This is a genomic window from Streptococcus mitis (genome assembly GCF_026782865.1).
Taxonomy (GTDB): domain Bacteria; phylum Bacillota; class Bacilli; order Lactobacillales; family Streptococcaceae; genus Streptococcus; species Streptococcus mitis_CG.
The window spans coordinates 167,330-174,566 of record NZ_JAKUXK010000005.1 but is presented as its reverse complement, the minus strand read 5'-3'; the positions used below and the strand labels follow the sequence as shown (position 1 = coordinate 174,566).

The window sequence follows — 7,237 nt, the reverse complement described above, 5'->3', positions numbered from 1 at the left end:
CCCCTGTGAGATATGGAAGTCGCTTAGCTTTAGGGAGTTTAGCTCAGCTGGGAGAGCATCTGCCTTACAAGCAGAGGGTCAGCGGTTCGATCCCGTTAACTCCCATAGGTCCCGTAGTGTAGCGGTTATCACGTCGCCCTGTCACGGCGAAGATCGCGGGTTCGATTCCCGTCGGGACCGTTTAAGATAACGGAAGTTATTTTAGACTCGTTAGCTCAGTTGGTAGAGCAATTGACTTTTAATCAATGGGTCACTGGTTCGAGCCCAGTACGGGTCATATATGCGGGTTTGGCGGAATTGGCAGACGCACCAGATTTAGGATCTGGCGCTTAACGGCGTGGGGGTTCAAGTCCCTTAACCCGCATTAAGAAATAATAAATGAGCCGGCTTAGCTCAGTTGGTAGAGCATCTGATTTGTAATCAGAGGGTCGCGTGTTCAAGTCATGTAGCCGGCATTTTTGGATAGAAGAAAACAGTGCGAACGTAGTTCAGTGGTAGAACACCACCTTGCCAAGGTGGGGGTCGCGGGTTCGAATCCCGTCGTTCGCTTAGAGAGGCCGGGGTGGCGGAACTGGCAGACGCACAGGACTTAAAATCCTGCGATTGGTAACGATCGTACCGGTTCGATTCCGGTCCTCGGCATAATATAATGAGCACCCTTAGCTCAACTGGATAGAGTACCTGACTACGAATCAGGCGGTTAGAGGTTCGACTCCTCTAGGGTGCATTTTTCTTTTTAACTCGGGAAGTAGCTCAGCTTGGTAGAGTACTTGGTTTGGGACCAAGGTGTCGCAGGTTCGAATCCTGTCTTCCCGATTCATTACAGAGATACGTAATCGTATCTATTTTTTGTTTTAACTTGATATTATATACATTAAGAGAGAATCAGTTTGCTTCTCTCTTTTTTAATTGGCTCTTTGTCAACTGTAGTGGGTTGAAGAAAAGTTAAGATCGAGAAAGGACAAAATTTATCCTTCCTTTTTTGATGTTTAGAGCGATAAAAATCCGTTTTTTGAAGTTTTCAAAGTTTCGAAAAGCAAAGGCATTTCGCTTGATAAGTTTGATAAGATTATTGGTCGCTTCCAGTTTAGCGATGATTTCTTTATGTGCAATCCGATTAATAACACCGATAATTTGATATTAGTATCTTCAATGACAAGCATTTTCGTGATAAAATGTAATAGTTTCATATGAATCTTTCTAATGACTTGTTTTGTCGCTTTTCATTATAGATTTTTTGGGACTTTTTTCTACACCAAAATAAGCTCCATAATATCCACAGGGGATTTATCCACTACAAGTATTATAGAGTCATTTGTTAAAAGTAGCAGTCTTTAAGGAAAGATACTAGCTATATATTTTTTCTAAGTATGGTAAAATAGTAGGAGAATAATGTGAGGAAAATGAATGTCAAATAGTTTTGAAATTTTGATGAATCAATTGGGGATGCCTGCTGAAATGAGACAAGCTCCTGCTTTAGCACAGGCCGATATTGAGCGAGTTGTGGTTCATAAAATTAGTAAGGTATGGGAATTTCATTTCGTATTTTCTAATATTTTACCGGTTGAAATCTTTTTAGAAATAAAGAAAGGTTTGAGCGAAGAATTTTCTAAGACAGGCAATAAAGCTATTTTCGAAATCAAGGTTCTGTCTCAAGAATTTTCAAACCAACTTTTGCAGTCCTACTATAGGGAGGCTTTCTCTGAGGGGCCATGTGCTAGTCAAGGTTTTAAGTCCCTTTATCAGAATTTGCGAGTTCGTGCTGAGGGCAATCAACTCTTGATTGAAGGCTCTGAGGCGATTGATAAGGAACATTTTAAGAAGAATCATCTTCCTAATTTAGCTAAACAACTTGAAAAATTCGGCTTTCCTACTTTTAACTGTCAAGTAGAGAAAAATGATGTGCTGACCCAAGAACAGGAAGAAGCCTTTCATGCTGAAAATGAGCAGATTGTTCAAGCGGCCAATGAGGAAGCGCTCCGTGCTATGGAGCAACTGGAACAGATGGCACCTCCTCCAGCGGAAGAGAAACCAGCCTTTGATTTTCAGGCCAAAAAGGCTGCGGCTAAGCCAAAGCTAGATAAGGCGGAGATTACTCCTATGATCGAAGTGACGACGGAGGAAAATCGTCTGGTCTTTGAAGGGGTTGTTTTTGATGTGGAGCAAAAAGTGACCAGAACAGGGCGTGTTTTGATCAACTTTAAAATGACGGACTACACTTCAAGTTTTTCGATGCAAAAGTGGGTTAAGAATGAGGAAGAGGCTCAGAAATTTGATCTAATCAAGAAAAATTCTTGGCTCCGAGTGCGTGGGAATGTGGAGATGAATAACTTCACACGCGATTTGACTATGAATGTGCAGGATGTGCAGGAAGTTGTTCACTATGAGCGGAAGGATTTGATGCCAGAAGGTGAGCGCCGGGTTGAGTTTCATGCTCATACTAACATGTCGACTATGGATGCTCTACCAGAGGTTGAAGAAATCGTTGCGACAGCTGCTAAGTGGGGACACAAGGCTGTTGCCATCACGGACCACGGGAATGTCCAGTCCTTCCCACACGGCTATAAGGCGGCTAAGAAAGCGGGGATCCAGCTGATCTATGGTATGGAAGCCAATATCGTGGAGGACCGCGTTCCTATCGTTTATAACGAAGTGGAGATGGACTTGTCAGAAGCAACCTATGTGGTCTTTGACGTGGAAACGACGGGGCTATCAGCCATCTATAATGACTTGATTCAGGTTGCGGCTTCTAAGATGTACAAGGGCAATGTTATTGCTGAATTTGATGAATTTATCAATCCTGGACATCCCTTGTCAGCCTTTACTACTGAGTTGACTGGTATTACAGATGATCATGTAAAAAATGCCAAACCACTGGAACAAGTTTTGCAAGAATTCCAAGAATTTTGTAAAGACACGGTACTAGTTGCCCACAATGCGACCTTTGACGTTGGCTTTATGAATGCCAATTATGAGCGTCATGGTCTGCCAAAGATTAGTCAGCCAGTTATTGATACGCTGGAGTTTGCTAGAAATCTCTACCCTGAGTATAAACGTCATGGTTTGGGCCCTTTGACTAAGCGTTTCGGTGTGGCACTGGAACACCATCACATGGCCAACTACGATGCGGAAGCTACAGGTCGCCTGCTCTTTATTTTTATCAAAGAAGTAGCAGAAAAACATAGTGTGACCGATCTAGCTAGACTCAACATTGATTTGATTAGTCCAGATTCTTATAAAAAAGCTCGGATTAAACATGCGACCATTTATGTCAAGAATCAGGTAGGTTTAAAAAATATCTTTAAGCTAGTTTCTTTGTCCAATACTAAGTACTTTGAAGGAGTGCCTCGGATTCCGAGAACAGTTCTAGATGCCCATCGGGAAGGTTTGATTTTAGGTTCAGCTTGCTCTGAAGGTGAAGTTTTTGATGCAGTCGTTTCCCAAGGTGTGGATGCGGCGGTTGAGGTGGCCAAGTATTATGACTTTATCGAGGTCATGCCACCAGCTATCTATGCTCCCTTGATTGCCAAGGAGCAGGTCAAGGATATGGAAGAACTCCAGACCATTATCAAAAGTTTGATAGAAGTTGGAGACCGTCTTGGTAAGCCCGTTCTGGCTACGGGAAATGTCCACTATATCGAACCGGAAGAAGAAATTTATCGTGAAATTATCGTCCGTAGTTTAGGACAGGGGGCTATGATTAACCGGACTATTGGTCATGGCGAACATGCCCAACCAGCACCACTTCCCAAGGCTCATTTTAGAACGACCAATGAAATGTTGGATGAATTTGCCTTCCTGGGAGAGGAACTGGCACGTAAATTGGTTATTGAAAATCCCAATGCTTTGGCAGATATCTTTGAACCTGTTGAGGTTGTTAAGGGGGACTTGTATACGCCTTTCATCGACAAGGCTGAAGAAACAGTTGCCGAGTTGACCTATAAGAAGGCCTTTGAGATTTATGGAAATCCGCTGCCAGATATCGTTGATTTGCGGATTGAAAAAGAACTAACCTCTATTCTGGGGAATGGATTTGCTGTGATTTATCTGGCTTCCCAGATGCTGGTACAACGTTCCAATGAACGGGGCTACTTGGTTGGTTCTCGTGGGTCTGTCGGATCTAGTTTCGTTGCGACCATGATTGGGATTACAGAGGTCAATCCTCTTTCTCCTCACTATGTCTGTGGTCAGTGTCAGTACAGTGAATTTATCACAGATGGTTCGTACGGTTCAGGATTTGATATGCCCAATAAGGACTGTCCAAACTGTGGTCATAAACTCAGCAAAAACGGACAGGATATTCCTTTCGAGACCTTCCTTGGTTTTGATGGGGATAAGGTTCCTGATATTGACTTGAACTTCTCGGGAGAAGACCAGCCTAGCGCCCACTTGGATGTGCGTGATATCTTTGGTGAGGAATATGCCTTCCGTGCAGGAACGGTTGGTACGGTGGCTGCCAAGACTGCCTATGGCTTTGTCAAGGGTTACGAGCGAGATTATGGGAAGTTTTATCGTGATGCAGAGGTGGAACGTCTTGCTCAAGGCGCTGCCGGTGTCAAGCGTACAACAGGACAACACCCCGGGGGAATCGTTGTTATTCCTAACTACATGGATGTCTACGACTTTACGCCTGTCCAGTATCCAGCGGATGATGTGACGGCTGAATGGCAGACCACTCACTTTAACTTCCATGATATCGACGAGAACGTCCTCAAACTCGATGTACTGGGGCATGATGATCCGACCATGATTCGAAAACTCCAAGACTTGTCTGGGATTGACCCTAATGAAATTCCTATGGATGACGAAGGCGTGATGGCACTCTTTTCTGGGACTGATGTGTTAGGGGTAACACCTGAGCAAATCGGGACGCCTACGGGAATGTTGGGGATTCCAGAGTTTGGAACCAACTTTGTCCGAGGCATGGTCGATGAAACCCATCCGACAACTTTTGCGGAGTTGCTTCAGTTGTCAGGGTTGTCCCACGGTACTGACGTTTGGCTTGGCAATGCCCAAGATTTGATTAAACAAGGGATTGCGGATCTATCAACCGTTATCGGTTGTCGAGACGACATCATGGTTTACCTCATGCATGCTGGTCTCGAGCCTAAGATGGCCTTTACCATCATGGAACGGGTACGTAAGGGATTGTGGCTCAAGATTTCCGAAGAGGAACGCAATGGCTATATCGAAGCCATGAAGGCTAATAAGGTACCAGAGTGGTATATCGAGTCCTGTGGGAAAATTAAGTATATGTTCCCCAAAGCCCATGCGGCAGCCTACGTTATGATGGCCTTGCGTGTAGCTTACTTCAAGGTTCATCATCCCATTTATTACTACTGTGCTTACTTCTCCATTCGTGCTAAGGCTTTTGATATCAAGACCATGGGTGCGGGCTTGGATGCTATCAAACGCAGAATGGAAGAAATCGCTGAAAAACGGAAGAATAATGAAGCCTCTAATGTGGAGATTGACCTCTATACAACTCTTGAGATTGTCAATGAGATGTGGGAACGAGGTTTCAAGTTTGGCAAACTCGATCTCTACCGTAGTCAGGCGACAGAGTTCCTCATCGATGGGGATACCCTCATTCCGCCATTTGTGGCAATGGATGGTCTGGGAGAGAACGTTGCTAAGCAGTTGGTACGAGCGCGTGAAGAGGGAGAATTCCTCTCTAAAACAGAACTACGCAAACGTGGTGGACTCTCATCAACATTGGTTGAAAAGATGGATGAAATGGGTATTCTTGGAAATATGCCAGAGGATAACCAGCTGAGTTTGTTTGATGAGTTGTTTTAAGGTCTTGGAGGAAAAAAGATGAAACTAAGAATTTTTGCGGAAGATAAGCCGGCTGAGAAGGTATTTGAATATCAGCTAGAACTTGCTGATCAGACAATTCTTCTATCAACAGCACTCTTGTCAGGTGCTATTGCTTTAGCAGGATTATTCTCTGCTTTGAAAGAAAAATAAAAATAGAAAAGAGAAAACAACATGGTTTTACCAAATTTTAAAGAAAATCTAGAAAAATATGCGAAATTATTGGTTGCGAACGGAATCAACGTGCAACCTGGTCACACTTTGGCTCTCTCTATCGATGTGGAGCAACGTGAGTTGGCTCACTTAATCGTCAAAGAAGCTTATGCTTTGGGTGCGCATGAGGTTATTGTTCAGTGGACAGATGATGTGATTAACCGTGAGAAATTCCTCCATGCGCCGATGGAGCGTCTGGACAATGTGCCAGAATACAAGATTGCTGAGATGAACTATCTTTTGGAGAACAAGGCTAGCCGTCTCGGAGTTCGTTCTTCTGATCCAGGTGCCTTGAACGGAGTAGATGCTGACAAGCTATCAGCTTCTGCTAAAGCTATGGGACTTGCTATGAAGCCAATGCGTATCGCAACTCAATCCAACAAGGTTAGTTGGACTGTAGCAGCCGCTGCTGGACTTGAGTGGGCCAAGAAAGTCTTTCCAAATGCTGCGAGCGATGAAGAAGCAGTCGATCTCCTTTGGGACCAAATCTTCAAAACTTGCCGTGTCTACGAAGAAGATCCTGTTAAGGCTTGGGAAGAGCATGCAGCTATCCTCAAGAGCAAGGCCGATATGCTTAATAAAGAGCAATTTTCAGCACTTCACTACACAGCGCCAGGGACAGATTTGACACTTGGTTTGCCAAAGAACCACGTTTGGGAATCAGCTGGTGCTATCAATGCACAGGGTGAAGGATTCTTGCCAAATATGCCGACTGAGGAAGTCTTCACAGCACCTGATTTTCGTCGCGCAGATGGTTATGTCACTTCTACAAAACCGCTTAGCTATAATGGAAATATCATCGAGGGAATTAAAGTAACCTTCAAGGATGGACAAATCGTGGATATTTCAGCTGAGAAGGGTGATCAGGTCATGAAGGACCTCGTCTTTGAAAATGCGGGTGCGCGTGCCTTGGGTGAATGTGCCTTGGTACCAGATCCAAGCCCAATTTCTCAGTCAGGCATTACCTTCTTTAACACCCTTTTCGATGAGAATGCTTCAAACCACTTGGCTATCGGTGCAGCCTATGCGACTAGCGTCGTTGGTGGCGCAGATATGAGCGAAGAAGAACTTGAAGCTGCAGGTCTCAACCGTTCAGATGTTCACGTAGACTTTATGATTGGTTCTAACCAAATGGATATCGATGGTATCCGTGAGGATGGGACACGTGTACCACTCTTCCGTAACGGAGATTGGGCAAATTAAGGAG

Annotated in this window: 3 protein-coding genes, 9 tRNA genes and 1 pseudogene; 12 read left to right on the top strand and 1 reads right to left on the bottom strand. The window is 44.3% G+C overall.

Annotated elements, in window-relative coordinates; all coding sequences use genetic code 11:
* The first annotated feature begins 32 nt into the window (after positions 1 to 32).
* The 9 genes from MK482_RS04685 (at position 33) to MK482_RS04645 (ending at position 816) form a co-directional block, all read left to right on the top strand.
* Positions 33 to 105 (top strand) — tRNA-Val (locus MK482_RS04685).
* A gap of 2 nt (positions 106 to 107) precedes the next feature.
* A tRNA-Asp gene (locus MK482_RS04680) sits at positions 108 to 180 on the top strand.
* A 24-nt stretch (positions 181 to 204) separates the two neighbouring features.
* Positions 205 to 277, top strand: a tRNA-Lys gene (locus tag MK482_RS04675).
* A 5-nt stretch (positions 278 to 282) separates the two neighbouring features.
* Positions 283 to 364 (top strand) — tRNA-Leu (locus tag MK482_RS04670).
* An 18-nt stretch (positions 365 to 382) separates the two neighbouring features.
* Positions 383 to 455: transfer RNA gene (locus MK482_RS04665), tRNA-Thr, on the top strand.
* A 22-nt stretch (positions 456 to 477) separates the two neighbouring features.
* Positions 478 to 549: transfer RNA gene (locus tag MK482_RS04660), tRNA-Gly, on the top strand.
* 7 nt (positions 550 to 556) lie between these two features.
* A tRNA-Leu gene (locus MK482_RS04655) sits at positions 557 to 642 on the top strand.
* 11 nt (positions 643 to 653) lie between these two features.
* Positions 654 to 727 (top strand) — tRNA-Arg (locus tag MK482_RS04650).
* Positions 728 to 742: 15 nt separating this feature from the next.
* Positions 743 to 816 (top strand) — tRNA-Pro (locus MK482_RS04645).
* 129 nt (positions 817 to 945) lie between these two features.
* On the opposite strand, the pseudogene MK482_RS04640 reads toward MK482_RS04645, so the two are convergent.
* Positions 946 to 1,095 (bottom strand): annotated as a pseudogene (locus MK482_RS04640) (transposase); the annotation flags it as partial.
* Positions 1,096 to 1,407: 312 nt separating this feature from the next.
* On the opposite strand from MK482_RS04640, the gene MK482_RS04635 reads away from it, so the two are divergent.
* The 3 genes from MK482_RS04635 to MK482_RS04625 are packed head-to-tail and all read left to right on the top strand — an operon-like array spanning position 1,408 to position 7,233.
* Positions 1,408 to 5,799 (top strand): PolC-type DNA polymerase III, encoded by a 4,392-nt coding sequence (locus tag MK482_RS04635; protein ID WP_268718118.1) that lies wholly within the window; start codon positions 1,408 to 1,410, stop codon positions 5,797 to 5,799.
* A gap of 18 nt (positions 5,800 to 5,817) precedes the next feature.
* Positions 5,818 to 5,970 (top strand): hypothetical protein, encoded by a 153-nt coding sequence (locus MK482_RS04630; RefSeq protein ID WP_000776626.1) that lies wholly within the window; start codon positions 5,818 to 5,820, stop codon positions 5,968 to 5,970.
* A gap of 21 nt (positions 5,971 to 5,991) precedes the next feature.
* Positions 5,992 to 7,233 carry an aminopeptidase gene (locus MK482_RS04625; RefSeq protein ID WP_268718117.1) on the top strand — a complete coding sequence of 414 codons (1,242 nt, stop codon included), beginning with the start codon at positions 5,992 to 5,994 and terminating at the stop codon, positions 7,231 to 7,233.
* The last annotated feature ends 4 nt before the right edge of the window (positions 7,234 to 7,237 follow it).